This is a genomic window from Metabacillus mangrovi (assembly GCF_009711125.1).
Taxonomy (GTDB): domain Bacteria; phylum Bacillota; class Bacilli; order Bacillales; family Bacillaceae; genus Metabacillus_B; species Metabacillus_B mangrovi.
Genome location: NZ_WMIB01000020.1, coordinates 1 through 25109, shown reverse-complemented (window position 1 = coordinate 25109; position 25109 = coordinate 1). Strand labels below are relative to the sequence as shown.

Sequence of the window (25109 nt, the reverse complement as noted above, 5' to 3'; positions counted from 1 at the left end):
TGCTTCATCAGCAGAATCGGTTCATAGCGGACGCACATTTGTTACCAAAAAGTATCTATCACACAAAAAAGTGCCTTCTTTCCAAAGTTCTTCTCACAGAGCATACTAGATGCATCTCGAAAAAAGGAGCATGATCATGTCCATTAAAATAGATGCATTAGAGTTAAATAACGGCACGAAGATGCCTGAGCTTGGCTACGGGGTTTTCCGTGTGGAAGAAGGCGCTGAGCTTGAGAAGGCCGTTGTTTCGGCAATTAAGATGGGGTACCGCAGCATCGATACGGCTGCCATTTACGGCAATGAGAAAAGCGTCGGGAACGGCATCCGCCAGGCTATTAAAGAAGGCTTTGCTGCGAGAGAGGATCTGTTCATCACCTCCAAGGTCTGGAATGACGGCTTGACGTATGAGGAGACCATCCAGGCTTATGAAGAAAGCCTTGAAAAAATGGGACTCGATTACTTGGATCTTTATTTGATTCACTGGCCTGGAAAAAATCAATACATGGAGCCATGGAAGGCGCTCGAGACTCTGTATAAAGAGAAGCGCGTAAAAGCAATCGGGGTCAGCAACTTCCAGATTTCGCATTTGGAACACCTGCTTGAGAATGCAGAGATTGTTCCGGCGGTCAATCAGGTGGAGTTTCATCCGAAGCTGACACAGACAGAGCTGCGGGAATTCTGCCGTAAACAAGGTATTCAAGTGGAAGCCTGGTCTCCACTGATGAACGGAGATTTGCTCAAAAATGATACCATTCAGAAAATGGCAGACTTCCACAGCAAAACTCCAGCTCAGATTGTCCTTCGCTGGGATCTGCAGCATGGTGTCATTACCATTCCAAAATCGATGAACGAAGCAAGAATGCTTGAAAACATCGGCATTTATGACTTTAAACTGTCTGAAGAGCAAATGGATGAACTGGATGCGCTGAATGAAAATCTGCGCAGCGGTCCGGATCCGGATGAGTTTAATTTTAAAATCTAGAAAACGAAGACGGCGAAAGTCGTCTTTTTTCTTTGTTTATTAATAGTTCGTATTACCTAAATTTAGAATATTAAAAGAAAAAACAATTATTTATTATATGTAAACCGGGACTTTTTGCTCTCTTATTGTGGTATATTGAAGGAAAATGACCGGAAGTGGATACATAAGGAGGAGTTGTCATCTATGATGCTGGCGGAGAGTGAGTTTTTTCAGCTGGAGGAGGAACAGGATACCATTTATTTGACGATCACTAAAAAAGAATACGCTCTATCAGATTTTAATTCGGTGCTGAAGGATCACCCTCGTGTATCGGTTACATCCTTTCCCAATTTGAAAAATGCTTTTCAGGAAGCTTGCGGCCGGCGGGTCAGCATCGGGCAGCATCTTCCGCTCATTGCACATTCTATAAGTCAGGATAAGATGACCGCAAGTGTGAAGATAATGGCTGCAGAGCCGGAATTCAAAGAACTTTTACCAGAGCTGCCTGAACTCGTGATTGAAAAGCTTAAGAATGAAGGGGTCCAGCAGGGGCTTTTGCTGGATCAAATCAAAAACAGTCTTGTTCCGATGAAATGGGTGGAGGCTGCAAAGGGTGTGGAGCCTGTTCACGGAGAGGATGCGGCAGTCCGCTATTTTGAGCTGTCGGAACGGAAGCCGGTCATTGAGGAGACGGGGAAAGCGGACTTTTACAATATGAATTTTGTCGATGAGGTGGAGGAAGGTGATTGGCTCGGTGAAAAAATCCCCCCGACTGAAGGGGCTAACGGAGTCAATGTTCTAGGTGAAGAGCTGAAGGCGAAAAGGGGCAGAGACCGGAAGCTTCAGTATGATCCGAAGTCAGTCCTTGTAAAAGAGGAAGCTGGTAAGATGGTGCTCCGCGCCGCTGCAAAGGGGATTGTATCCAGAAAAGGCGGGCGTATTTCGGTGGCAGACCACCTTGTTATCGACGGCGATGTCGGAATCGGAACAGGAAACATTGAGTTCGACGGATCGGTAACGGTGAAAGGGACGGTGCAGGAAGGCTTTTCTGTTGTAGCGGGGATGGACCTTGCCGTCCTGTCAGAAATGGGAGTCCGGCAGGTGGAGCGGATTGAAGCGCTGAACGGAGACCTTTTTATTAAAGGCGGAGTGTTTGGAAAAGGAAGCATTAAGGCAGCGAAAAGTATATTCGTCAAGCATGCAAATGAGTGCTCACTTGAAGCGGGAGAAGACCTTCATATCGGCTTTTATTCAATGGGAAGCAACCTGACAGCGAAGAACGTCATCACCGAACAGCAAAGAGGGAAAATCATCGGAGGCAGGATTACCGCCCAAGGTAAAGTGTTTGCGAATGAAATTGGCAACCGAATCGAGCTGAAGACCCATATCCAGGTAGAGGGCTTCGACCGGGCAGCGCTAAAAGAGCAATACACTCACCTTCTGAACGAGTACAAGCAGGCAATTCAAAAAATGGAGGAAGTACAGCGCCACGTTGAGATCTATGAAAACTTTGCCCCCAACTTGAACGGTGCACAGGAAACACAGCTGAGCAGCCTGCGGAGTACCCATAGCCGGATGCTGAAAGAACTTTCCGCATTTGAAGACCAGAGGCAATCCTTGCTGAAAATGCTTGAAGTAAAAGGAGACGGCGAAATCTCCATATTCCAAAAGGCATACCCGGAGACTTACATTGAAATCAAGCACATGAAGAAAAGGGTAGAAAACGAAACAAAAGGCACTTTTTACGCAGTAGGGCGCGAGTTGAAATACGAATGAGGAGCTTTCAGATGACCCCAGAGAAATCGGACCGGTATGAACTGCTGCTGCAAGCGATCGAAGTCTTTACTCAGAGATATGATAAAGATGTACTTTTGCAATTTGCCTTTGACTTTGCAAACCAGCTGCTGAAGCTGGAAAAATCCGCTTTGTTTAAAAGAAAAGAAGACCAGTTCGTCCTCATCAATACAGAAGGCTATGATTTCAGGGACTACACGATTCCTTCGACTGAGAAGCTTGAGGGGCTGCCGCTTTTTTACGGAAGGCCGTTGTCCAATGGGCTGCTTGGCGAATATTTTACGGCTGGACAAATCCGTGATTTTGCTGCGGTTCATGCGATCCCGCTCATTAATGATACCGTGCTGGACGGCCTGATCCTTACCGATACCGCGATCAGCCAGGAGGAGGAAATCACCTCTGCAATCCTGATGAGCTTGGTGAACGCCTCTCTTGAAAACAACCAGCGACTGCTGGATTTTCAAACCGTCCATGCAGAACTGGACCGCAAAGTGTTCAGTCTTTTTGTTTTGAACCAAAGCATTAAAGCACTCCTGTCAGAGCTCGATATCAGCAAGCTGTATGATATGGCGACCGATGTGTTCAGTGAAATCTCAGGCAGCCGCGTCACCGGCTTCGGTACATATGATCCTCTCTCCCATAAAATCCAGCTCAAGGGCTACCGGAACGTCCACTCCTTCAAACGGCTGTATGCCGAGCTCTCACTGCGGGATACCGGAAGCTGTCCGGGCCTGACGGTAATCAATTTGAAGCAGGAAAAAGAATGGGTGGCGAGTTTCTTTGAGGATGCATCTGCCCTTGAGGAGCTTGAAGCGGAATACATCATTCTCATTCAAAAGGAGAGGCTGCTCGGACTGGTGACCCTGAGTGAATCAAGACTGGGGGTTCCATATGACAGCGGAACATTCGAGCTGATTGAAACGCTCGCCTCCTCTACATACATCGCCCTCAACAATGCCCAGACATTTGAAAAACAAGAAAAGCAAAAGCGTGAAGCGGAATCGAAGCTTGGCATCCTGCAAATGTACAACCGCCTGATCCGAACCATCAACTCTTGCAAAACGAAGGAAGAATTGATGAAGCTCTCTCTCAGCACAATCGAGCTCGGGTTTGGGGTGAAAAAAGCGTTCTTCGCCTTTCAAACGGGTGAAGCGTATCAAATTTCGGCTAGCACGGATGCTGATCTGGCAGGGGAAACGTTCACGATGAATGAGGACATGCAGGAGAAGATTGGAGAAGACATTTATTACGATTATCTATCCGGAAAACTGTCTGCATGCTTCAGAGAGGAATGGTTCTGCCGCAAGCTTGGAGAATCTTCAGGGCTTATCATCGCCCCGATTTGCATTACAAATGATTTCAGTGAAGATCCGGTTCGGCCGTATGGATATTTAATCGTCACGGAAACGGCATCCAGCCTGCAGGAAGAAGAAATTTTGCTCATCGATACGCTCACCCGCAACATTACACCGCTGATTTACCACATGGATCAAAGAGATCATGTGATCTTTTCTGAAACAGCAGGGGACAGCACATGGAATACATGACGATTATTAACAAAGACCATCAGTCCTTCTCTGCCGCCCTTCATTATATAGAAGGTGAACTCATGAACATCGTAGTCAAGAACCTGGATGGCATTGAGCTCGGCGGCAGGCTGATCTGCAAATTCGAAAACCGGACATTTTCAGCATACGTATTAAAAATAGAGAACTACAATCTGTACCTGTACGTACCGATTCAGGAGGAAAAAGCCCCGAATGACCGGCGGCGCTTTTTCCGGCATTCCTGTCAATTAACCGGGAAGCTTGCAGACCGGGGGAAGGAACTTGTCGAAATCACCATCATCGATATCAGCCTGAACGGCTTCGGCTTTATTACAGACCGACCGCTCGATCAGGAAGCTGCATACACACTTACGGTAACGCTGGAAGGCGGGGAAACCCTCCAAACGAACGTATCCATCCAGAACCAAACGTCCCTCCCTGCAAGTCTGCGCCGCTATGGATCCCAAATCCAGGCGATTACCGAAGACGGCTTGTTAGCCCTCAGAAAATATTTGCTCCACCAGCAGCTGACCACGGTTGAATAACGGGTTGGCTGCTTTTTTGCGTAGAGAAATGAAATCGGCTTATGTATGGTGATTGTAGAAGGGAGAGGAAGATTATGGAGGGTAACCTGAAAGAGGGAAAGAAGAGTAGGAAACGCTGCAAAACCTGCAGGCGGAAGCCGGGAATCGAGACGCGCTGGAACAGTGACGGGATTTTGTTTTGCTCGGATGACTGCTATGAGGATTATGAAGGTTCACCAAATGACTTCAGCGATCCTTATATCGATGACTACGAAGCCATCCGGAGGATCTACATAGAGTGGATGCAGGCAGGAGATGAGGATGGACTGTCAAATGGGGACCTGATCGAACTGATCGACGAAATCCTGTTCGATTTCAGGGACTATTACCGCCTCGAAGGCAGCGACGGCATTTTTTCCGAGCAAATCTATCACTATCTGCTAACATTTGAAGAGATGCAGGAAGAATTGAGCGGGGAACGCGGGGAAATGGAGTAGAAACTTCTAAAATAGCCTTCCAACACGGTCTGGAAAACAGGCAGGAAACAGGATATCGGCGAAAATATGAATATATCAGCGAAAATCCCAGTATATCATCGCAAATTTAAATATATCGACGAAAATCGTGATATATCGGCGAAAATCACGGTATATCGATTTTTTGGGGAGGTTCGACATTGGGTTGGGCTCCAAATTCGAGTCTCCTGCCTTTCTATCGGGGTCAAAATAAAGATGCAGGCCTGCCAGCCGTTCTTCATTATTAAGGAGTAAGCCATAAAAAACCAATCCATCAAAGCAATTACTGCTGGAAAATGAGCTCTAAATCCCCCAGTCTCCTGCCGATAATAGAAAGGTAGAGAAAAAGATGGGGGATATACAATGAAAATTGCATCAATGCTTCGAGTCATTATTCTATCAGTGATTATTTTATCCGCAGCCGGTGCTGGGAGTCTTACCATGCTGGTCGCTTCCATGATCCAAAGAGGGGAAGCATTTGACCGCCAGTATGAGTATCTTTCCCTTTCAGCCGATTTAAGAGGTGCTTCGGATTACTTAACGAATGAAGTCCGCAATTATGCTCAGTTTGGAGAGAAAGAGCATTTTGATAACTATTGGAGAGAGGTAAATGAAACAAAAACACGGGACCGTGTGGTCAGCAGACTAAAGGAACTGGATACTCCGGAGGCGCTGCTTTCCCTGGTAGAAGAGGCGAAGCAGAAGTCTGATGCCCTTGTTTTGCTTGAAGGGAATTCCATGAGTGCCGTAAAAGAAGGAGATTTTAATGCTGCGCGTGAGTATGTTTTCGGAAAGGAGTACGAGGAAGGGAAATCAAACATCCTTGTGCCTCTAGATCAGTTTGAAAAAAATTTGGCAGACTGGGCAGTGAATCAATCCGATGAGACCAGCAGCAAAATGCAGACATACTTAATTCTGACTGGTGTCAGCATGCTTTTGCTCATGGCAGTCATGATCAGCAGTCTGCTTTTGTTCAGAAAAAAAATCAACCCTCTCAAAGAACTGACGGCTATCGCCAGAAGTGTGGCAGCCGGAGACCTTTCTGCCGGAAAAGTGAAGGCTGATTCAAAGGATGAGGTTGGCATGCTTGCCGGGTCCATTAATGGGATGGTGGATAATTTACGGACATTGATTCAAGAGGTGGGCCAGGCATCTGAGCATGTGGCTTCGAGTGCTGAACAGCTGACGGCAAGCGCCGAAGAGAGCAGCAAAGCGGCGGAGAGCATTACCGGTGTGACACAGGAGCTCGCTTCCGGTTCGGAGAAACAGCTTGCTGCGATTGAAGAAAGCAACCAATCCTTCCATAGGATGTCTGAAAATGCCGGTGAAATGCTGAACCTGGCAAAGGTTGCTTCCGGATCTGCCAGAATGGCATTTGAGAAGGCGGCAGATGGTAATCAGTCGATTTTGACATCGGTTCGCCAGATGGAGATCATCGAGGAAAATGTAGGAGATTTATCGAGAGTGGTAAAAGACTTGGGCGGAAGATCAAGGGAAATCGGCAAAATCGTGGATGTGATCACCGGTATAGCGGACCAGACCAATCTTCTTGCTCTGAACGCAGCGATTGAAGCCGCTAGAGCGGGGGAACAGGGAAAAGGCTTTGCTGTTGTCGCAGATGAAGTCCGCAAGCTCGCAGAACAATCCGCAGCTTCAGCTCAGCAAATCTCGGAGCTCGTCCGGCTCATTCAGGAGTCTGCCAGCCAGGCAGGAACCGAGATGAATGAAACGACCGATGAAGTAGCAGAGGGGATGACGGCCATCCACTCTGCCGGGAATCTTTTCAAAGAAATCAGCACCTCCACAAAAGAAGCAGCCGCCGAGATGGAAGCACTGTCAAACCAGGTAAAAGAGCTTGCGGATCATACCTCTGCAGCAGAACAGGCCGTAAGATCAATCTCTGCTGTAGCTCAGGAAACATCCGAAGGCACCCAAATGACTGCAGCAGCCTCTGAAGAACAGCTTGCCTCAACAGAAGAAATCACTTCCTCAGCTGTCATGCTCGCAAAAATGGCCGAAGACCTGCAGAAGGCAGTAGGGAAATTCAAAATGTAAGTAGGGTGGCAGGCACTCGCCGCTTTCACTCAAATAGCGTCCCTGGAGACCGAACCACATCGAAGCGGTCTCACAGGACGCTATTTTTATGAAAATGCATCATCTTGAGAGGTAACGGTCTCAGCGGCCGCTATTTTCAATGAAACAATCAAATCATGACATGAAAAAGAGGAATAGCTGCGTCTGAGACCGAAACGGCGGGAAATCAGTGGATATGGACGAAATAGCGTCCCTGGAGACCGAACCACATCGAAGCGGTCTCAGAGGACGCTATTTTAATAAAAATGCGTAATTTTTAGAGGTAACGGTCTCAGCGGCCGCTATTTTCGATGAATCAAGCAAATCATGCCAAGAAAAAGCGGAATAGCTGCATCTGAGACCGAAACGGCGGGAATGCAGTGGATATGGACGACTGGAGACCGAAACACATCGGAGCGGTCTCAGAGGACGCTATTTTAATAAAAAAGCGTAATTTTTAGAGGTAACGGTCTCAGCAACACAAGAGATTCTATTGAAAAATGCGTCCTTCTAAAAGGAACGGCCTCAGTACTCTGCTCAATCAAATTTCTTCCTATGAACCTATAAAAAAACAATTGAAAATTATGTAAAGGGTGGTATGATGATGTAGGAAATGTGTCCTGCGTCATTTTTGGTACATAAGTCATTTGTTTTTATCTGGATGCATGTTCCAATAAAAATAGAAATGAATACAGGGGGAGAACATGTTTACGAGAAAGCCGGTTTTATTGATTTTGATTTTCCTATTGTTTGCCGGTGCAGCTGTGCCTGCGAAGGCGGCGCCTGTTGCGGTTCCGAAGATTTACAGTCAATACGGGGCTGTTATAGATGCTGCGACGGGGGAGCTTATTTATTCTAAGAAACAGAATGAACGCTGGTATCCTGCAAGTATGACGAAGGTGCTGACGGCTATGATTCTGATGGACCGGGTTAAGCCGGGGACCATGATGACGGCGAGCAGGAATGCTGCTAATAAAGATGCCAGCAATTCGTATTTCCGTCTCAAGCCGGGTGAGAAGATGAGCAGGGAAAATGCTTTGAATGCGCTGCTGATTTTAAGCTGCAATGATGTGGCAACGATGATTGCCGAGCATGTAGCCGGAAGCGAAGCGAAGTTCAGTAAGCTTATGAACGAGAAGGCGAAGAAAATTGGGGTTCGGAACAGCAATTTTGTGACTCCGAGCGGCCTTCATCACAGCAAGCATTATACAACGGCAGAAGATATGGCCTTGATTGCAAGAGAAGCGTATTTGCGTTACCCGGCAGTTCTGAAGACAATGGGGACAAAATCTGCGGTCGTCCAGACCTCCAGCCGAAAGGTGAAAATGACAAGCCGAGCGACGTTCCATGGACTTCCGTATGTAATTGGCGGAAAAACAGGTTATACAAATGCAGCCCGTAATTCCCTTGTTGAGATTGTCAAAAAAGGCAACGTGACCTTGATTGGCGTTGTGATGAAGTCCAATAAAGGGAATGCAGTCAAGGATCTTACTGCCATGACCAATTATTCCTTTTATATGATGGAAAACATCCGGCCGATTAAAGCAGGGCAGACGGTTACAACGATAAAGGTCAGCAATGTAAAGGTACCGATGATTGCTAAGAAATCCATTTCCATTATGGCTAAAAAGAACTCTAAACTAAAGATTACTGTTAAAAACATCTTCCCAAGAACCACCATTACATCTATAAAACTCGGGCAGGCATACGGAGAAGTAACCATTTGGCGTAACAACATCAAAGTCGGCAGCTCTCCGCTTGTAGCAGGAAAAGAAGTAAAGAAGCCTGTGAAATAACAAAACAGACAATCGGCCGGTGCTGATTGTCTGTTTTTCGTTTATCATGATTAAAAAAGGAGGGCGCGATATGCTGCACCACGTTGAAATTTATGTTTCAGACCTAAAGCTTTCTATGGAATTCTGGAGCTGGTTCCTGGAAGAGCTAGGGTATACCGCCTATCAAAAGTGGGACCAGGGCCAAAGCTATAAAATGGGCAGCACGTATCTTGTTTTCGTCCAGACAGAAGAACGTTTTCTCGATGTTCCCTATCACCGCTGCCGGACGGGTTTAAACCATCTCGCCTTCTGGGCCGAATCCAGAATCCAGGCAGACGAAATGAAAGAAAAGCTTGAGAGCAGAGGAGTCCGGATGCTTTATCCAGAGAAATATCCTTACGCAGGTGGAGAGCAGCACTATGCGGTCTACTTTGAGGATCCGGACCGGATTAAAGTGGAGCTTGTGGCACCTGCTTGAAAAAAAGAGGAGCAGCCCGGACAGAAAAACTGCAGGGCCGCTCCTTTTATTTGTTTAAGATGCTTTTTTCCAAAACATCATACTTGTTCTCGTAATTCCGTTCAATATGAACCTCACCCCAGGCGCACAAGGCATCCAGAATATCCTTCAGTGTCCATCCATAGTCAGTCAGTGAGTATTCCACACGAAGCGGAACTTCATTGAATACTTCTCTGCGAATAAGGTGATCCCCTTCCAGCTCTTTTAATTGCTGGGAAAGCATTTTTTGGGAAATGCCAGGCATTACACGTTTCAGTTCGCTGTTCCTTCTTGTACCCAGGATCAAGTGGCACATGATTACGACCTTCCACTTTCCTCCGATCACATCTAAAGAAGCCTCGACAGGCATCGTATATTTCTTCATTATTTCCTCCAAATTGACAGGCACTAATCGGTAACTCCGGCACCCGATGGTTACTAAATCACCGCAAAGTGCGTACTTCTCATGGTTTAAATTATATTGCATACTAAACAGGCTAGCAAATGGAAGGCAATAACAAACCATAAAACTTTGAAAGTGAGATGTTCAGAATGGAACTTCATTTAACAGATAAATTAGTACTTGTAACAGGTTCAACTGCTGGGATTGGCAAGGCGGCAGCTATCAGTTTTTTGAACGAAGGAGCTAAAGTCATTATTAATGGCCGGTCCAAAGAAAATGTGGAGGCGGCAGTAGCAGAACTTTCTCCGCTTGGAACAGTTTATGGAATTCAAGGCGATGTTTCCAAAAAAGATGAAACGGATAAAATGATTGCCCAAATCAATGAGATAGGCGATCTTGATATTCTTGTCAACAACACGGGTGTATTTACAGTCAAGCCTTTTGAAGAAGTAACGGATGAAGAGTGGCTGGATTACTATCAAATCAATGTCATGAGCGCAGTTAGACTTTCCCGGGCATTCCTTCCAAAAATGATTGAACGGAATGAAGGCCGTATTATTAACCTTGCAAGTGAAGCGGGTATCAAACCTTATCCGGAGCTTGTGCCATATGGTGTTTCTAAAACGGCTCTGATTACGTTATCAAGAGGGCTGGCAGAGGTGGCAAAAGGAACGAATGTAACCGTAAACTCCGTCTTGCCGGGTCCTACGTGGACAGAAGGATTTGGGACTTTTATTGGTGATATGGCTTCTGAGAGTGGCATGGACCTTGATACGTATATTAAGGAATACTTCAAAAATGACCAGCCCACTTCACTAATTCAGCGCTATGCAACAGTTGAAGAAGTAGCAGATACAATTGTCTTTTTAGCCTCATCCAAAGCATCGGCTATCAATGGAACCGCCCAGCGCGTTGAAGGTGGCATCATCCAGAGTATCCTGTAAATAGCAGCTGGAATTTTTGAATCTCTTGAATTTGTTTCGAGCGGCACAGGTATTTCCGTTTCTATAGAAGGAAGATAAAAAAGGAAGAGGGATTTTTTAGCCTCTTCCTTTTTTAAGTTGAGAGGGAACGTTCAGTTTTAGTTGATTCGAATTAAAAACGCTTTTGAACCTTCTTTTTCTCAACAAGGGCAAAGCCAATATGCGACAAAGCGTCTGGAAGAGACTTTTTCACTAAAATCCGGTCTATAATCAAACTGCTGTGAACCATTGTTTGAGCCTGCTCTGGCAGAATGCCGGTTAAAATTGGGGTTACTCCAATTAGAGAGAGCATTTCTGCCAATTGAATGAGCAGCTCGATCGTCTCTTCGTTGATGCGGAGGATCCCTGATAGATCCAGGATGAGATACTCCAGACATTGCTCGGAACTTTGACTCAAGGTGGACTGAATAATGATCTGTGCCCTTTTTCTGCTGATGTCACCGATGATGGGAAGGACGGCTAGACCGTCTGTCAGGGGAACCATTGGAGCAGACAGCTCTTCAATTTCACGGTTTACTCTGTCCAGGTCGAGGACGTAACTTAGAAGAGACGCCATGGTCGTGAACAGCTCCATGTGCTCATTTTCAAACGTTACCTTTTCAGTGTCCAAACCGCAAATGGTTCCATAATTTTCGCCAGTACTGAAATTAATGGGAATGCCGATAAAGCTCCCACCCTGTAAATTTCGGGTTACCTCCATGTTTTTCGTCTGGGCATTCTGGTTTAAGTCTTCAATCATTAAAATGCGATTTCCATGATCCACACTTAGTTTGCAGAACGTATCTTCAAACGGCAAGGTCTCCCCGCTTTTCAGCAGGACATGATCCCGGTTAATAACCTTCTCGATCTTATTGAAACGCTGATCATTTTTAGCAATAAACAGAGTGTTTACGGGTACGACACTGCTCATAAACTTTAAAATATTTTCTGCTGCCTCTTCAAAATTTTTAATCGAATGGATCATATGAATCCGCCCTCTTTTAGTATGATGGTTGTGCACCTTATTCAAATCATTTAGCATAATCTAAATGAAAACAATACCCCTGATTCATGAACCTTAAACCCTACGGAATTTCATGTATTGCTTACCCAATGAAAGCGGTTAGCTTTTGTTCATGATACACTTGCACTGATGCTTAATTCAGCAATTTAAGAAAGTGAAGGGGGAAGTGCAAGTGAGTTCAGAAAAGCAGAAAATGATCCATGGTAACCTTTATTATCCGGGGGATGCTGAGCTTGTTAAAGACCGGGCGAGGGCAAGAAAACTGGTCAGGACCTTTAATCATACGGAAGAAGAAAAGGAAGAAGAACGGGCATCGATGCTGAAGGCCTTGTTTGGTTCAACGGGGGAGCGGATCTATATTGAATCCGATTTCCGCTGTGATTACGGCTACAACATCCACGTTGGGGAAAATTTCTATGCAAACTTTGACTGTACAATCCTCGACGGCGGACCAGTAACCATCGGAAAAAACTGCATGATGGCACCGGGGGTTCACATCTATACCAATACCCATCCGATTGAGGCAGAGGAGCGAATCACAGAGATGGAATACACCAAACCGGTGACCATTGGGGATAACGTGTGGATAGGCGGAAGGGCAGTCATTAATCCCGGTGTGACGATTGGGCATAACGCCGTAATTGCTTCCGGTGCCGTCGTTGTCAAAGATGTACCCGACCATGCGGTAGTGGGAGGCAATCCGGCGAGAGTAATCAGGATGCTTGACAAAAAATAAATAGATAGAAGACAGCTGGCTTTAGTGCGGCTGTTTTTTTATTGAAAATATCCAGATTGATGGTACTATAGATATAGGTATATATGACTATTTGAGAGGAACGTGAACCATGGGTTTTCTGAAGTCACTGGGTAAAGGGGCCGGACAGGCTGTTGGGGGAATCACTGGAGGTTTGATTAAGGGAGTAGGTGAACTGACAGGTTCACAGTTTGTTAAAGAAGTAGGGGACGGTGTGAAAACATCGACGGAGTTCGCAGGTAAACAACTGGGCAATCTGGCTGAAGGTGCCTGGAATGTGGGAAGCGGAATGATCGGAAAAGATGAAAGCAAAATTGATCAAGGATTTTCCGATATTGGAGAAGGTGTTTCAAGCACAGCGAAAGCATTGGGACGAGGTATATCAGAGACAGTCAAAAATGTCGGAGAAGTGGCCGGAGGGGTGTTGGAGGGAGACGAAGACAGATGGAAAAAGGGCCTGCGAAGTGTCGGCAAAACCGTTGCCGTCAGCGCACTTGGTGTATCAGTCCTGGAAATGACGGATGTCGTAGACGTAAACGGCAATGAAAGTGCTCCTGTGGCATCGGATGACACCCACCTTGTGGACGCACACTGGGTGGACGGTTACTACCGAGCGGACGGTACATATGTAGAAGGCTACTGGCGTGACGGAGACGGAGATACGAGTGTGAACCAGAACAGCGGGTGGGAGCAGAATAACCCTGGAACGGCAGCCGCGGCGGTGGACCATAACGGCACCCATCATGTAAGCCCACACTGGGTAGATGGCTATTACCGAGCGGACGGTACCTATGTAGAAGGCTACTGGCGTGACGGAGACGGAGATACGAGTGTGAATCAGAACAGCGGGTGGGAGCAGAGCAACCCGGATTACCGAAAAGCATAAAAGAAAAAAAACGAGAGGAGGCCATCCTCTCGTTTTTCTCTATCTAGGCCTCGCAATCGCCCTTACAAGCGATCCGATGGAAAGAACACTGGCAAAGATCATTAAGACAATCAGAAACTTAGGTGGCTCCCGTAAAAGGATAAAAACAAACGTGAAGATGACAATCGGAACAATTGAGCCGGTAACGATAATATCTTTGCGCAGTCCGGATTTTCTAGAGACGATAATAGCAATCAGAACAACAGCGGCTATCAGAACGGCAAAGCTTACTAGCTGAATGGTGAGCATGGTTGGTAACCTCCAGTAATCTCCGCTGGGTTTCCGTGCAGAGGGGGTGTAAGAAAACATTTCCATCGTTTGCTTCTTACTTACTTATACCTCTCTCGCATTACTGGAAACCAGTTTCATCCTCCGGAATAGGCTGAACCCGGTTTTGTTCGCGTTCTAAAGGATTTCTCGGCAGGATGCGGTACCGCGTGAAGTGACCGATCAAAGCAAAATAGCGTCCCTGAAGACCGATCCCAAACCAACCGGTCTCAGAGGACGCTATTTTGGAGAAAAACCGCTATTTTAAGAGTTATCGGTCTCAGGAGCCGTTATTTTCTAAAAAACAGACGAAAATTGCCCCGAAACAGGTAAATAGCTGCATCTGAGACCGAAACGTGGAAAAAATGCGGTTTAGAGTGCAAATAGCGTCCCTGGAGACCGAATGCGATCTTTTTCGGAACAGGGATCCGTATTTCTGGTTTCATCTGTAAAGGGCTGGCCCGGTTTTTTCAAAATTAACTGCAAAGAACCCAGTTACGGGTTCTTTTTCCCCCAATCACAAAAAAGTGCAGATGTTCCTAAAAGAATGCTAGTTGTTACCGCTTTCATGGTAGTGCTTTCATCATATAATTGGGCTGTAATCATAAAACGGTTCAGGGGGTTTCATAATGAATAAACTTTTTAAAGCGTTTTCATCCCTGCTTGTGCTGATGCTGTTTGTCGGGATGCTTGCAGCGTGCAACAGCAGCAATACAGGTGGAGGAGGCGGTGGCGTTGATGTAGGAATCGTGCTGCCGACGAAGGATGAGCCGAGATGGGTTCAGGATGAGCAGCGTTTCAAGGAAGCGCTGAAGGATTCAAAATATACGACAGAAATTCTGTTCAGCCAGGGTTCTTCCGCCAAGGAAAAAGAGAATGTTGAAACATTGCTGAACAAAGGAATCAAAGTGCTGATCATCAGCCCGCAGGATGGCGATGCAGCAGCGGCTGCGGTTGAAGCGGCGAAAAAAGACGACGTAACGGTTATCTCGTATGACCGTCTGATCACGAACACAGACGCAGTGGATTATTATGTGACGTTCGACAGCCTTGCGGTTGGAGCGGCACAAGGGCAGTATTTGATCGACAATGCGAAAGGACAGGGAACTCCATTGTACCTTTACGCTGGAGCTGCATCTGACAATAACGCATTCCTTTTCTTCCAGGGAGCATGGAGCGTCCTTCAGCCGAAAATCGCGGATGGAACGTTCAAAATTGCAAACTCCAGTGAAGCAGAAGCACTTAAGGATAAGCAAGAGCTTTCCCGTGACGAGCTGAGCAAAGTGCTCGGTCAGGTAACGACGAACTGGGATCCGAATGAAGCGAAAAACAAAGCACAGACTCACCTGACTGCGGCTGCTGCTGACATGAAGGGCGACGTTGCAGTTCTTGCTCCGAATGACGGAACGGCACGTTCCATCGCAGATGTATTCGGTTCTGACGGCGATGTGAAAAGCTTCGCTGTAACGGGCCAGGATGCTGAAAAAGCGTCTATCCAATATGTCATTGATGAAAAGCAGTCCATGACGGTCTTCAAGGATGTCCGCACACTTGTAAAGGATGCAATGGGCATGGCGATTGAAATTCTGGATGGCAAAAAGCCAGAAACATCCGGTGAGTATGACAATGGTGAGAAGAAAGTAAAAGCGAAGCAAACCGATATTATCGTAGTGAACAAAGAGAACGTGAAAAAAGAGCTAGTGGATTCCGGCTACTACGAAGCAAAAGAATTCTCCGGCCTGTAAAAATTCAAGCACTGCGGAATAGTGATAGCGCCGTCTATCACTATTTCGCCATTGTACCAGCTGTTTTGCGAAGGAGGAGTGCACGATGAGCGAAACCATTCTGGAGATGAGAAACATCTCCAAGCATTTCACGGGTGTCAAAGCACTCGATCAAGTCAACTTCAAGGTGAGAAAAGGGGAGATCCACTGCCTGATCGGTGAAAACGGTGCGGGAAAATCGACGCTGATGAAGGTGCTGAGCGGGGTCTATCCTTACGGAACCTATGAAGGGGACATCGTTTTTGAAGGAAAGGTCCAGCAGTTCAACAAAATCACCGACAGTGTCCACACGGGCATCGCGATCATCTATCAGGAGCTCGCTCTGTTCCCGGATCTGACGGTCTATGAAAACATCTTTGCCGGGAACGAGATGAAGCGCGGCGGTGTCGTGGACTGGAACGAAACGATCACGGAAGCGACGAAGCTGCTTGAAAAAGTAAACCTGAAGGTGAATCCCGATACCCTCATCAAAGATTTGAGCGTCGGGAAAAGACAGCTTGTTGAGATCGCAAAGGCCTTGAGCAAGGACGTGAAGCTGCTCATTCTTGATGAACCGACGGCAGCACTGAATGAAGACGACAGTGAAAACCTGCTTCAGCTTCTTGGTGAACTGAAAAAGCAAGGCATCACCTGCATCATGATTTCCCACAAACTGAAGGAAGTCATCGCGATCGCTGATCAGGCGACGGTCCTCCGTGATGGGCAGACGATAACGACGCTTGACGGGGAGACAGGGGAAGTCAATGAATCAACGATCATCCGCAACATGGTCGGCCGTGCAATCGATGACATTTATCCGAAGCGGCCCGACAAAGCACCGGGCGAAACGATCCTCGAGCTGACCAACTGGTCCGCCTATGATCCGCGGCTTGGCAGGAAGGTCATCAAAGGTGCTGATTTTCATGTGAGAAAAGGAGAAATCGTCGGCATCGCCGGGCTGATGGGCTCAGGGCGGACCGAGCTTGCGTTAAGCATCTTCGGCAACGCGAAGAACTACAAGCTGCAGGGAGAAATGAAAATCAACGGCAAGCGGGCGAAGCTGAAGCACCCGAGTGACGCCATCAAAGCGGGCATCGCCTATGTGACAGAAGACCGGAAAGGGGACGGACTGTTCCTGCTCCAGGATATCAAAAGCAACATTTCGGCTGCGAACCTGAAAGGGATTTCCTCCAACGGGGTGCTGAACAACAATGAAGAAATTAAAATTGCCGGCCATTATAAGCAATCGCTTCATATTAAAACCTCTTCGCTCGAGCAGCTTGCCGGGAACCTGAGCGGAGGGAACCAGCAAAAGGTCTCAATCGGCAAATGGCTGTTCGTCGGACCGAAGCTTCTCATTCTCGATGAGCCGACCCGCGGCATCGATGTCGGAGCAAAATTCGAGATCTATACGGTCATGAACGAGCTGATCAGGGAAGGGATGAGCATCATCATGATTTCATCCGAGCTCGGGGAAGTGCTCGGCATGAGCGACCGGGTCTACGTTATGGCCCAAGGTTCCATCAAAGGCGAGCTTGCCATCGAGGAAGCGAGCCAGGAAAACATTATGCAGCTTGCGACGCAATAGGAGGGAATTGTTATGAGTTTTTTACGGGAAGCCAGAACCTTAATCAGCGAAAACATCCGTGATTACGGGATGTACATCGCATTATTCGTTATCATCCTTATCTTTTCCATCATGACGGACGGACTGTTCATGTCGTCCCGGAACATCAGCAACCTGATTGATTCCGCCGGCTACATCGCCGTACTCGCGGTCGGCATGACACTCGTCATCGTCATCCGCCACATCGACCTGTCCGTCGGATTCGTCGCCGGGTTCCTCGGTGCGATTGCCGCCATCCTGCTCACAAACGCAGGCATGCCGATGCTAGCCGTCATTCCGATCATCCTGATCATCGGGATTGCTGTCGGCTTGTTCAACGGGCTGCTCGTCGCACAAATCGGCATTCCATCTTTTGTTGCGACCCTTGCCGGGATGCTCATCTTCAGGGGCGCGCTCCTGCAGGTAACGGAAAAATCCGGAACGATCATCATCCAGGACGACACCTTCAATGCCATCGGGAACGGCTTCATCCCGTCACTGGTCGAAGTCAACGGCCTGCACCTGCTGTCGCTGCTCGTCGGACTCGCCGGTATCCTGTACTTGATTTACAGTGAGATCAAAACACGCCGCAACAAAGTAAAATACGGATTCGAAGTCACGTCCATCGGCATCTTCGCCCTGAAGCTCGCCTTCATCGCCGCGATTATCGCCTACATCACCTGGATTCTCGCCGGCTACAACGGCTTCTCCTGGACGGTCATCATCATGCTTCTCGTCGTCATCGCGTATCATTTCCTGACGACCAAAACCGTCCTCGGCCGCCACATTTACGCCGTCGGAAGCAACCCGGAAGCGGCACACTTAAGCGGAATGAACGTTAAAAAGATCACCTACATCGTCTTCGGATCCATGGGCATGCTCGCCGCCCTGTCCGGAATCCTTTTCACATCCCGCCTCCAATCCGCAACTACTACAGCCGGAACACTATTCGAGCTCGACGCCATCGCGGCAGCCTACGTCGGCGGCGTATCCTCTGCAGGAGGAGTTGGAAAAGTAACCGGCGCCATCATCGGTGCGATCGTTATGGCCTCCCTCACAAGCGGGATGAACCTGCTCGGAGTGGGAATCTCCTATCAATATATGATTCGCGGGGGAGTACTTGCTGGAGCGGTGATTTTTGATGTGATGACGAGGAAGAAGAGGTAAATGCCAAGAGAATGAGCCCTTTTACAAGAAAAAAGGGGATTGTAAATCCAGCAACGGCAAGCACTTCTAATTCTACTTAAGGACAAAGTCACAATATGATCTTTCTTATAACAACAGCAAGCATATTCCGAACTGGGTGAGCGTCGACAGCGGTCCTGCGAACTAAATAAGAATAGCAGAGTGAGACGCGGTTTCACTCTGCTTTTTTACTTTTCGAAAATCCAGTTATGAGAAGGCATGCTGCAAAATGTCACACAGGTCACAACAATTCACCATATTTTAACTTTGGATTTAATAGAGAAAAATAAAAAAAGAGAAGCAGTACAACCCGCTTCTCCTCCAGTATTACCCCCAGCCCTCTCTATGGGCCCCAGCAAATTCACTTAAACTAACCGGCTTCTTCCCAATGACCGTTTCAACTGTATTGGTAACACGGTCTTCTGCACCGTTTGAAATCTCTTCTTCCAGTCCTGCCATAAAAGCGGCATACTCTGGTGTTAAGCCTCCTTGAACCATAGCCTGCTCATACTGGCTAAGAGGCATGTTTCCGTATTGAATGGGAGTGCCGGCTTCATGGCCGATGATCGAAACCGCTTCTGAATAGCTCAAAGCCTCCGGACCGGTAATGATGTGGCTCGTGTTATGCGGCTCTTGATCAATCATTGCACGAACGCCAACTTCCGCAATGTCATCTGCACTGACAAAACCGATTTTTCCATCACCGGCTGCCGACCAAATCTTGTTTTCTGATTTAATGGTGCGAAGGTGGTGAGGGGCCAGGAAATTCTCCATAAAATAAGAAGGACGGAGAATGGCATATTCAGGTGCCAGCTGCTTGACAGCGAGCTGCAGCTTCCCAAACACTTGGCCGTCATCCGGAACAATGGCCGCACCGAGCATGACCACCCGTTTCACTCCGGAATTCAAAGCTTTTTCCAAAAAAGGCAGAACGGCAGGCAGCGGATCAAGCACACCGACCGGTGCAACCAGGTACAATTTTTCGATCCCGTTAAATAGTTCAGCAGGAAATTGCCCGCTGTGCCAGTCGAAAGACACATGCTCTGCACCAGCAAGCCTGGGAACCGATCTGCTGGCAATGCGAATAGAATAGCCCCGTTCCAGAAGCTTGGAAGCAATCCGGCTTCCTGTTGTGCCGGTTCCGCCAGTAAGTAAAATAGTCATGCTATTGACTCCTTTTTAGAAATTTTAGAAATGCCTGAGGTTCATCATTGTAAGCGCCAATAAAGATAAGCGGATTCCAATAATCTTTGTAACGAAGGATTTTTCCTTCCTCATACTCAATGACACTAATATATTTTTGGTTGTAAGGCAGTCCTGTTTCAAGAATCACTGCTTCACATTCAAACTCTGCGATTACCGTATTTTGGCCTTCGACAGGGTAGTAGTTCGGCTCAGAAAAACGGGTGAAGTTCAATTTTTCGGGAAAATCCTTAACATGATTGTAGATGGCATCAATTCCTTCCAGTTTTGTTAAAACACCAGAAGGGGCATAGGGAATTTCAAATACAGCGTCTTTATGCCAGATCGTCATCCACTGTTCGATATTATTTTCCAGCATACCTTGAAAAAATTGATCCATGATCTTTACGTATTCATTCATCATCATTGCAGCTCCTTTTTTGACTGATTAGTCCAAAACAAGTGAAAGAAAAGCCTCCTATTCAATCCAGAACAGACAGGCTGACTTTCGCATAGCTTTCCAGTGCATCAAAGCTTTTGTTCGTTTTCGCGATAAAGGTAAGGGACAGTCTTGATTGATTCAGGTAGCGGGCAAGGTTTCTTAAATCACCGTGCCGATCTGTGAACTCCCCCTCTTGCTTTCCGCGCAAAAGAGCATCATAAAAGGCATCTTCAAGCAGCAGCGACTGCCTGCTGAAGTATTCGGCAAGCTCTTCCTGAAAGGGAAGCTGCTCGACTGCACTATTGATAATATAGCATGCAGCAGAACTTTCCGGGTCCTTCAAAGCCCTGATACCTTCAGCAAAAATATCTTGGACAGCTTCTTTAACTGAACCCGCTTCGCTCAGTCTTTGAACAACCAGCTGATTCTTTGCCTCCAAATACGCTTTGACGGCGGAAAGAAAAAGGTCCTTTTTAGTGCCAAACGTGTCGTATAAACTTTGCCGGCCAATCTCCAAATGCTTGAGCAGCTCTGGAAGCGAGGCACCTTGATAGCCCAGCTGTCCAAACACTTCAGCCGCTTTGCGCAAAACAGCTACCGTATCAAATTCTTTGCTTCTTGCCAATTGCATTCCTCCCTTTCAAAAATAGATTATCTTTTTTGGACTGATTAGTCAAATATTTAAACTTTACTTAAACGAATCGGTTTTAAAGCATCTAAAATCTCAAGAATCAATTTCCATTAATTAGAAAACGAGTTATTATAAGATCAAAAGGAGATGATTCAATGGAGTTTTTCTCATTGCTGATCAAATATCCAGTAGTGTTCTTGTTGCTCGGGGTTCTGCTGGGTCTTCTGCAGGTGAAATACCAAATCAGATACTTCTACTAAAAATTCGTTCATCTTTAAAAATCACCCAATTCTATCTCCATGATGTTATTAGACTTCATAGCCAGTTATTAATTTAATTGGGCATTCTTTAATATAGACCGGTTTCAGCCAGAAGAATTTATTTCTGATAAGACCCTACCAGATGGAACATATACCGTTAAAACTTATCTAGACACTGGCTGGACTTCGGTTAGTTATGCGGTATTATTTTCTAAAGTATTATTCTGAACTTTTCCTTTCAAAATACTGATGCAGCCTATACTCACAAATCTCCTTCGTCCATTGAAAAAGAACAGGATTGCTGCCATCTGCCTGAAACGAAAACTTTCCATCCTTAAAGCAAACAAGCTCATGGGTACTGCTCCCGCTCCACTTCCTCATCGGCATCCGTTCAATCAAAGCAGCTGTTTTTCCTTCATTATACTCCCACAGCTTTTTACTCTGCCCATCCGAAAAATCAATCCGCTTCCGGTAATCTTGCGAAGTTAGGTAACGATGAAAGAAAGGCGCAATCTCTCTTGCAGTAACAGGTTTATACCAATTATCAGGTCCTCTTTCCAGCATCGCAGCGAGCACAATCATTTTATAGCTTTTGTTCATCCCAGTCCGTTCCAATTCTTTAAGCCAGTTTTCATGATGTAATAAAACCTGTTGTTCCTCTTCGGTCAGTTCCCCGGCCCAATTCAGAAAGTTAAAATATGATTCTGCCCGATACTCATTAGCCGTGATCTCGCCATGCAGATGCAGCTCCAGATAAGTCGGTCTGCGTCCAATCTCTTCCTTCACCATTTCATAGTTTGCCAGCAGACGTTCTCTGCGCGGCTGTCTCTTTTTCGTCAGTTCTTTTAACAGGTTGATTACCTGGATATCCAAATCGATCGAGCATGTTTCCGGAAGCACTGGCTGGATGATGCGTTCTTTTGCTCCTGCAGGAACCGTAGTATCAAAGAGGCTCAGCTTCACATCGGCGTTCCGGTAGTTCCCGATCAGGTCGATGATGACGCAATGCTCTTTGTCCGGATGAAGTCTCAGGCCCCGGCCGATCTGCTGGGTGAAGATAGTGAGTGATTCGGTCGGGCGGACGAACAGCAGCGTGTCGACGGATGGTATATCAACCCCTTCATTAAAAAGGTCGACGATGAAAATAGCATCCAGGTTGCCGTCAGCCAAATCCCGGGCAGCCGCTTTCCGGTTCACCTGCTTTTGTTTGGAGTGCAGGGACACGGTACGGAAACCTTTTTCCTTAAAAGAAGCAGACAGAAAATCCGCTTGGCGGATGGATGAACAGAATACAAGAGTTCTCGTTTTTCGATGCGTTTGCCATGCTTTGAAAATATGCTCTGCCTGCTCCGTTCTGAGCTGGGCAGCAGTGAGTTCATCCTGATCATACTGGGTCCCGCGCCAGGTGATTTTTGAGTAATCCGTCTCGTCAAAAATGCCGTAATACTGAAAAGGCGAGAGCCATGTTTTTTGAATGGCTTCCAGGAAATCGATATGGTACGCAACATTTCCTTCACAGATTGCGTAAACATCCCGGTTGTCGGACCGGTCCGGAGTAGCGGTAATGCCAAGCAGAAAAGCAGGCGTAAAATAGTCGAGAACCTTTTGATAGGAAGCCGCCGCTGCATGATGAAACTCATCGACTACGATCAAATCAAATTGTTTTGGGTCGAACACTTCCAGATGGCGTTTCATGCTGAGCGTCTGAATGGAAGCAAACAGCAGCTCCGCATCCGGGTTTTTCTCGCGCCCGTTATAGATTCCCGCTGTCCGCCCGGGAAGAACCTTTAGAAAGGAGGCGGCAGACTGATGCAGGATCTCCTCCAGATGGGCAATGAACAGTACCCGTTTAAAATTCTTTGCGAAAAAGCCAGCAAGATAGGTTTTACCGAGCCCGGTGGCCATGACGACCATCGCTTTTCTGTAGCCTTCTTCTACTGTTGTGTGGAGCTGCTTCAGCGCTTCAATCTGAGCGAAGCGGGGAGCAAGCAGAGTATAGCTTTCCTGTTCCTCGTGAACAACCGTCCCCGGTTCATCCGGTCCATCATCGGGGAGCATCAATTCCTCTTCTTCCTGAATGGACCATTTTTTAGCCAGATTAGGGTGCTCTTTATGAAACTGCATATAATCGTTCTCATACCGTTTTACTGTCTCCAGGTTGAGGGTTATCGAATGGTCTGCATAAAAAAGCCCGATGAACTTCCGGCTTGCTTCATCAAACAGCTGCTTTTCCTCATCTTCCCTGACTCCGACATTCCACTCCACCCCATGAGTCAGAGCAGATTTTGATAGATTAGAAGAGCCGATGATCGAATGGCTTCCGTTTGGATACTCAAAGAGGTACGCCTTCGGGTGAAAGCTGATGCCGCTGCTTCTCCAAAGGCGGACTTCCATGTTTTCATGGATGGATGCCAGTTCTCTAAGCGCTTCCGGCTGGGTGACATACAGATAATCCCCAGCCAGAAATTTGATATCAGCTCCGCGTTCAGCCGCCTCCCGCAAGGCAGGCTTCAGCAAAGCCGCCCCCGATTTCATTGCAAATGCCGTGACGATGTAAATCGTGCTGGACTTCCGGATACAGTCTAAAAGCGTATCCACCAGGCGGTCTGTCGTTAACGTGATTTCTTTCATTTAATCCTCTACCTGAACCAAAAAGATCTTCTCCTCAAACCCCCCGCGCTTCTCCGCTTTTTCCTTTCGGATGTTTTCAATTTCCTCCAGATTCGACCCGTGCAGTTCGGCAAAGGCTTTGACAATTTCCAGCAGATCAGCAAGCTCTTCGATCGCTGCCCCGTTGGTTTCAGCTGTCATGTATTCGTCCAGTTCCTCAAAGCTCTTTTTCTTCAGTTCATTTATGTACTCTTCGTTATCCAAAATGCGCGTTTCAAAAGTTTTTCCGGTTGCTTCGATGATAGCTGGGATCTTGTCCCGTACGAGTTTGTTATAGATGGGCATGTGGATTCCTCCGTATGATTGATTTCCTCTATTTTACCATTATCAGATCTCATTTTTTATAAAGAATAATTATGGATATAAATTGAATTTAAGTGATAAAATGGATTAAAACCAATAATGGAGAATCCGATGAAACCATTTATAAGTTTACTTGCATGTATGGTGATTGCAGCTGCTGCCGGGTGTTCGAATGATGAGAGTGTAAAAGAGTTCAATTTTGAAAGTGAAGCAATCGAGTATGGCATGAAAGAGTCTCCGGAAATTAAAGAAATCATAGGGGAGTCCAAGTATGTAGGGGATGAGAAGGTTTTAGTTTACCTTTTCAAAAATGAGACGGGAACCGGCACAGGTACGGCTACACTTGTGCAGAACAAAGACAAAGTGAAATGGGTAATAAACGGACCCGGAGTTGTGGTTCAGCAGCCCGAAGGAAACGTAGGAGCCAGTCATACGTTTGAAACGCCTTCAGGCTTGAAATTTGAATTGTACTCAGGTGTGGCTGAAAATCAGAATGTTACGGTTGAAACAAAGATCGATTATGGTGTGAAGCCCCATGTTCATGAGGAATCTACAATCTATTATTATCTTTCCGCAGTACCTGGCAAGTAATACGGGAATTGCCGATAAGGCCGTGATACCGGAATCTTTGGAAGTCAGCAATTAAACGGAGAAAGTCAGCAATTAATAGAAAAAGTCAGCAATTAACCGGGTAAAGTCAGCAATTAATAGAAAAAGTCAGCAATTAACCGGAGAAAGTCAGCAATTAATAGAAAAAGTCAGCAAATAATAGAAAAAGTCAGCAATTAACCGGAGAAAGTCAGCAATAAGTAGAAAAAGCCAGCAGCTAATTAAAAAGGACTCAGCGACCAAGGTAGTGTCAATAATTATGTGTAAGGCAGTACTCCCGGGATATATATACTCGGTTATGGGGACTTTCCCCTCCGGAGGCCGAGGCCTCCGGAGGGGAAAAATCTCATTCCATTACTCTTGTCATCTTTCTTTTCCATAACGTTCATCAAACATCTGGGCGATTTCTTCTTTCGCTAACCCAAATCCTCCTAATTT

Annotated in this window: 23 protein-coding genes and 1 pseudogene; 16 read left to right on the top strand and 8 right to left on the bottom strand. The window is 46.6% G+C overall.

Annotation, left to right across the window (positions count from 1 at the left end; all coding sequences use genetic code 11):
- The first annotated feature begins 130 nt into the window (after nucleotides 1-130).
- The 8 genes from GKZ89_RS16040 (at nucleotide 131) to GKZ89_RS16005 (ending at nucleotide 9667) form a co-directional block, all read left to right on the top strand.
- Entirely contained in the window at nucleotides 131-982 is an 852-nt protein-coding gene (locus tag GKZ89_RS16040) for an aldo/keto reductase (protein ID WP_155113426.1), read from the top strand.
- Nucleotides 983-1165: 183 nt separating this feature from the next.
- Nucleotides 1166-2737, top strand: a complete 1572-nt coding sequence (locus tag GKZ89_RS16035) for a flagellar assembly protein A (RefSeq protein ID WP_155113425.1) — start codon at nucleotides 1166-1168, stop codon at nucleotides 2735-2737.
- 11 nt (nucleotides 2738-2748) lie between these two features.
- Nucleotides 2749-4302, top strand: coding sequence for a hypothetical protein (locus GKZ89_RS16030; protein ID WP_155113424.1), 1554 nt, complete (start codon nucleotides 2749-2751; stop codon nucleotides 4300-4302).
- A complete protein-coding gene (locus GKZ89_RS16025) occupies nucleotides 4290-4847 on the top strand; it encodes a PilZ domain-containing protein (protein WP_155113423.1) in 558 nt (185 codons plus the stop codon). Before GKZ89_RS16030 ends, GKZ89_RS16025 begins: the two co-directional genes overlap by 13 nt.
- 74 nt (nucleotides 4848-4921) lie before the next feature.
- Nucleotides 4922-5323, top strand: coding sequence for a hypothetical protein (locus GKZ89_RS16020; RefSeq protein WP_155113422.1), 402 nt, complete (start codon nucleotides 4922-4924; stop codon nucleotides 5321-5323).
- Nucleotides 5324-5704: 381 nt separating this feature from the next.
- The gene (locus GKZ89_RS16015; RefSeq protein WP_155113421.1) at nucleotides 5705-7396 is read left to right on the top strand and encodes a methyl-accepting chemotaxis protein; all 1692 of its coding nucleotides are present in this window, start codon (nucleotides 5705-5707) and stop codon (nucleotides 7394-7396) included.
- Between the two features lie 722 nt (nucleotides 7397-8118).
- Complete coding sequence (locus GKZ89_RS16010) at nucleotides 8119-9210, top strand: D-alanyl-D-alanine carboxypeptidase family protein (protein WP_155113420.1); 1092 nt, start codon at nucleotides 8119-8121, stop codon at nucleotides 9208-9210.
- A 70-nt stretch (nucleotides 9211-9280) separates the two neighbouring features.
- Nucleotides 9281-9667: a VOC family protein gene (locus GKZ89_RS16005; protein ID WP_155113419.1), complete on the top strand. Its 387-nt coding sequence runs from the start codon at nucleotides 9281-9283 to the stop codon at nucleotides 9665-9667.
- A gap of 46 nt (nucleotides 9668-9713) precedes the next feature.
- On the opposite strand, the gene GKZ89_RS16000 is transcribed toward GKZ89_RS16005, so the two are convergent.
- Entirely contained in the window at nucleotides 9714-10070 is a 357-nt protein-coding gene (locus GKZ89_RS16000) for a winged helix-turn-helix transcriptional regulator (protein ID WP_155113418.1), read from the bottom strand.
- 167 nt (nucleotides 10071-10237) lie between these two features.
- On the opposite strand from GKZ89_RS16000, the gene GKZ89_RS15995 reads away from it, so the two are divergent.
- Complete coding sequence (locus tag GKZ89_RS15995) at nucleotides 10238-11032, top strand: SDR family NAD(P)-dependent oxidoreductase (RefSeq protein ID WP_155113417.1); 795 nt, start codon at nucleotides 10238-10240, stop codon at nucleotides 11030-11032.
- A gap of 151 nt (nucleotides 11033-11183) precedes the next feature.
- Here GKZ89_RS15995 and GKZ89_RS15990 read toward each other — a convergent pair whose 3' ends face one another.
- Nucleotides 11184-12035 carry an STAS domain-containing protein gene (locus tag GKZ89_RS15990; protein ID WP_155113416.1) on the bottom strand — a complete coding sequence of 284 codons (852 nt, stop codon included), beginning with the start codon at nucleotides 12033-12035 and terminating at the stop codon, nucleotides 11184-11186.
- A gap of 211 nt (nucleotides 12036-12246) precedes the next feature.
- On the opposite strand from GKZ89_RS15990, the gene GKZ89_RS15985 reads away from it, so the two are divergent.
- On the top strand, nucleotides 12247-12810 hold the full coding sequence (locus tag GKZ89_RS15985) for a maltose acetyltransferase domain-containing protein (protein WP_162356967.1): 564 nt from the start codon (nucleotides 12247-12249) through the stop codon (nucleotides 12808-12810).
- 109 nt (nucleotides 12811-12919) lie between these two features.
- Nucleotides 12920-13714, top strand: coding sequence for a hypothetical protein (locus GKZ89_RS15980; RefSeq protein ID WP_155113415.1), 795 nt, complete (start codon nucleotides 12920-12922; stop codon nucleotides 13712-13714).
- Between the two features lie 39 nt (nucleotides 13715-13753).
- Here the strand turns inward: GKZ89_RS15980 and GKZ89_RS15975 are convergent, their stop codons facing one another.
- On the bottom strand, nucleotides 13754-14002 hold the full coding sequence (locus GKZ89_RS15975) for a hypothetical protein (protein WP_155113414.1): 249 nt from the start codon (nucleotides 14000-14002) through the stop codon (nucleotides 13754-13756).
- 647 nt (nucleotides 14003-14649) lie between these two features.
- Between GKZ89_RS15975 and GKZ89_RS15970 the strand changes: the two genes are divergently transcribed.
- The 3 genes from GKZ89_RS15970 to GKZ89_RS15960 all read left to right on the top strand — a co-directional run bounded on the left by GKZ89_RS15970 (nucleotide 14650) and on the right by GKZ89_RS15960 (nucleotide 18556).
- Nucleotides 14650-15765 carry a sugar ABC transporter substrate-binding protein gene (locus tag GKZ89_RS15970; RefSeq protein ID WP_155113413.1) on the top strand — a complete coding sequence of 372 codons (1116 nt, stop codon included), beginning with the start codon at nucleotides 14650-14652 and terminating at the stop codon, nucleotides 15763-15765.
- An 85-nt stretch (nucleotides 15766-15850) separates the two neighbouring features.
- On the top strand, nucleotides 15851-17371 hold the full coding sequence (locus GKZ89_RS15965; RefSeq protein ID WP_155113412.1) for a sugar ABC transporter ATP-binding protein: 1521 nt from the start codon (nucleotides 15851-15853) through the stop codon (nucleotides 17369-17371).
- A 12-nt stretch (nucleotides 17372-17383) separates the two neighbouring features.
- A complete protein-coding gene (locus GKZ89_RS15960) occupies nucleotides 17384-18556 on the top strand; it encodes a sugar ABC transporter permease (protein WP_155113411.1) in 1173 nt (390 codons plus the stop codon).
- 345 nt (nucleotides 18557-18901) lie between these two features.
- Here the strand turns inward: GKZ89_RS15960 and GKZ89_RS15955 are convergent, their stop codons facing one another.
- The 3 genes from GKZ89_RS15955 to GKZ89_RS15945 are packed head-to-tail and all read right to left on the bottom strand — an operon-like array spanning nucleotide 18902 to nucleotide 20823.
- Nucleotides 18902-19738 (bottom strand): NmrA family NAD(P)-binding protein, encoded by an 837-nt coding sequence (locus tag GKZ89_RS15955; protein WP_155113410.1) that lies wholly within the window; start codon nucleotides 19736-19738, stop codon nucleotides 18902-18904.
- A 1-nt stretch (nucleotide 19739) separates the two neighbouring features.
- Entirely contained in the window at nucleotides 19740-20180 is a 441-nt protein-coding gene (locus tag GKZ89_RS15950) for a nuclear transport factor 2 family protein (protein WP_155113409.1), read from the bottom strand.
- A 58-nt stretch (nucleotides 20181-20238) separates the two neighbouring features.
- Nucleotides 20239-20823, bottom strand: a complete 585-nt coding sequence (locus GKZ89_RS15945; protein ID WP_155113408.1) for a TetR/AcrR family transcriptional regulator — start codon at nucleotides 20821-20823, stop codon at nucleotides 20239-20241.
- A gap of 356 nt (nucleotides 20824-21179) precedes the next feature.
- On the opposite strand from GKZ89_RS15945, the pseudogene GKZ89_RS21630 reads away from it, so the two are divergent.
- Nucleotides 21180-21317: pseudogene (locus GKZ89_RS21630) on the top strand (DUF5412 family protein); the annotation flags it as partial.
- Here GKZ89_RS21630 and GKZ89_RS15940 read toward each other — a convergent pair.
- A complete protein-coding gene (locus GKZ89_RS15940) occupies nucleotides 21309-23720 on the bottom strand; it encodes a DEAD/DEAH box helicase family protein (RefSeq protein ID WP_155113407.1) in 2412 nt (803 codons plus the stop codon). The pseudogene GKZ89_RS21630 and the gene GKZ89_RS15940 overlap by 9 nt on opposite strands.
- Entirely contained in the window at nucleotides 23721-24044 is a 324-nt protein-coding gene (locus GKZ89_RS15935; RefSeq protein WP_155113406.1) for a nucleoside triphosphate pyrophosphohydrolase, read from the bottom strand.
- A 129-nt stretch (nucleotides 24045-24173) separates the two neighbouring features.
- On the opposite strand from GKZ89_RS15935, the gene GKZ89_RS15930 reads away from it, so the two are divergent.
- The gene (locus GKZ89_RS15930) at nucleotides 24174-24653 is read left to right on the top strand and encodes a hypothetical protein (RefSeq protein WP_155113405.1); all 480 of its coding nucleotides are present in this window, start codon (nucleotides 24174-24176) and stop codon (nucleotides 24651-24653) included.
- The last annotated feature ends 456 nt before the right edge of the window (nucleotides 24654-25109 follow it).

What these genes read in the sequence shown, in the direction of transcription:
- GKZ89_RS16040 (WP_155113426.1), top strand. Translation starts at nt 131, where the DNA reads ATGATCATGTCCATTAAAATAGATGCATTAGAGTTAAATAACGGCACG.
- GKZ89_RS16035 (WP_155113425.1), top strand. Translation starts at nt 1,166, where the DNA reads ATGATGCTGGCGGAGAGTGAGTTTTTTCAGCTGGAGGAGGAACAGGAT.
- GKZ89_RS16030 (WP_155113424.1), top strand. Translation starts at nt 2,749, where the DNA reads ATGACCCCAGAGAAATCGGACCGGTATGAACTGCTGCTGCAAGCGATC.
- GKZ89_RS16025 (WP_155113423.1), top strand. Translation starts at nt 4,290, where the DNA reads ATGGAATACATGACGATTATTAACAAAGACCATCAGTCCTTCTCTGCC.
- GKZ89_RS16020 (WP_155113422.1), top strand. Translation starts at nt 4,922, where the DNA reads ATGGAGGGTAACCTGAAAGAGGGAAAGAAGAGTAGGAAACGCTGCAAA.
- GKZ89_RS16015 (WP_155113421.1), top strand. Translation starts at nt 5,705, where the DNA reads ATGAAAATTGCATCAATGCTTCGAGTCATTATTCTATCAGTGATTATT.
- GKZ89_RS16010 (WP_155113420.1), top strand. Translation starts at nt 8,119, where the DNA reads ATGTTTACGAGAAAGCCGGTTTTATTGATTTTGATTTTCCTATTGTTT.
- GKZ89_RS16005 (WP_155113419.1), top strand. Translation starts at nt 9,281, where the DNA reads ATGCTGCACCACGTTGAAATTTATGTTTCAGACCTAAAGCTTTCTATG.
- GKZ89_RS16000 (WP_155113418.1), bottom strand. Translation starts at nt 10,070, where the DNA reads ATGAAGAAATATACGATGCCTGTCGAGGCTTCTTTAGATGTGATCGGA.
- GKZ89_RS15995 (WP_155113417.1), top strand. Translation starts at nt 10,238, where the DNA reads ATGGAACTTCATTTAACAGATAAATTAGTACTTGTAACAGGTTCAACT.
- GKZ89_RS15990 (WP_155113416.1), bottom strand. Translation starts at nt 12,035, where the DNA reads ATGATCCATTCGATTAAAAATTTTGAAGAGGCAGCAGAAAATATTTTA.
- GKZ89_RS15980 (WP_155113415.1), top strand. Translation starts at nt 12,920, where the DNA reads ATGGGTTTTCTGAAGTCACTGGGTAAAGGGGCCGGACAGGCTGTTGGG.
- GKZ89_RS15975 (WP_155113414.1), bottom strand. Translation starts at nt 14,002, where the DNA reads ATGCTCACCATTCAGCTAGTAAGCTTTGCCGTTCTGATAGCCGCTGTT.
- GKZ89_RS15970 (WP_155113413.1), top strand. Translation starts at nt 14,650, where the DNA reads ATGAATAAACTTTTTAAAGCGTTTTCATCCCTGCTTGTGCTGATGCTG.
- GKZ89_RS15965 (WP_155113412.1), top strand. Translation starts at nt 15,851, where the DNA reads ATGAGCGAAACCATTCTGGAGATGAGAAACATCTCCAAGCATTTCACG.
- GKZ89_RS15960 (WP_155113411.1), top strand. Translation starts at nt 17,384, where the DNA reads ATGAGTTTTTTACGGGAAGCCAGAACCTTAATCAGCGAAAACATCCGT.
- GKZ89_RS15955 (WP_155113410.1), bottom strand. Translation starts at nt 19,738, where the DNA reads ATGACTATTTTACTTACTGGCGGAACCGGCACAACAGGAAGCCGGATT.
- GKZ89_RS15950 (WP_155113409.1), bottom strand. Translation starts at nt 20,180, where the DNA reads ATGATGAATGAATACGTAAAGATCATGGATCAATTTTTTCAAGGTATG.
- GKZ89_RS15940 (WP_155113407.1), bottom strand. Translation starts at nt 23,720, where the DNA reads ATGAAAGAAATCACGTTAACGACAGACCGCCTGGTGGATACGCTTTTA.
- GKZ89_RS15935 (WP_155113406.1), bottom strand. Translation starts at nt 24,044, where the DNA reads ATGCCCATCTATAACAAACTCGTACGGGACAAGATCCCAGCTATCATC.
- GKZ89_RS15930 (WP_155113405.1), top strand. Translation starts at nt 24,174, where the DNA reads ATGAAACCATTTATAAGTTTACTTGCATGTATGGTGATTGCAGCTGCT.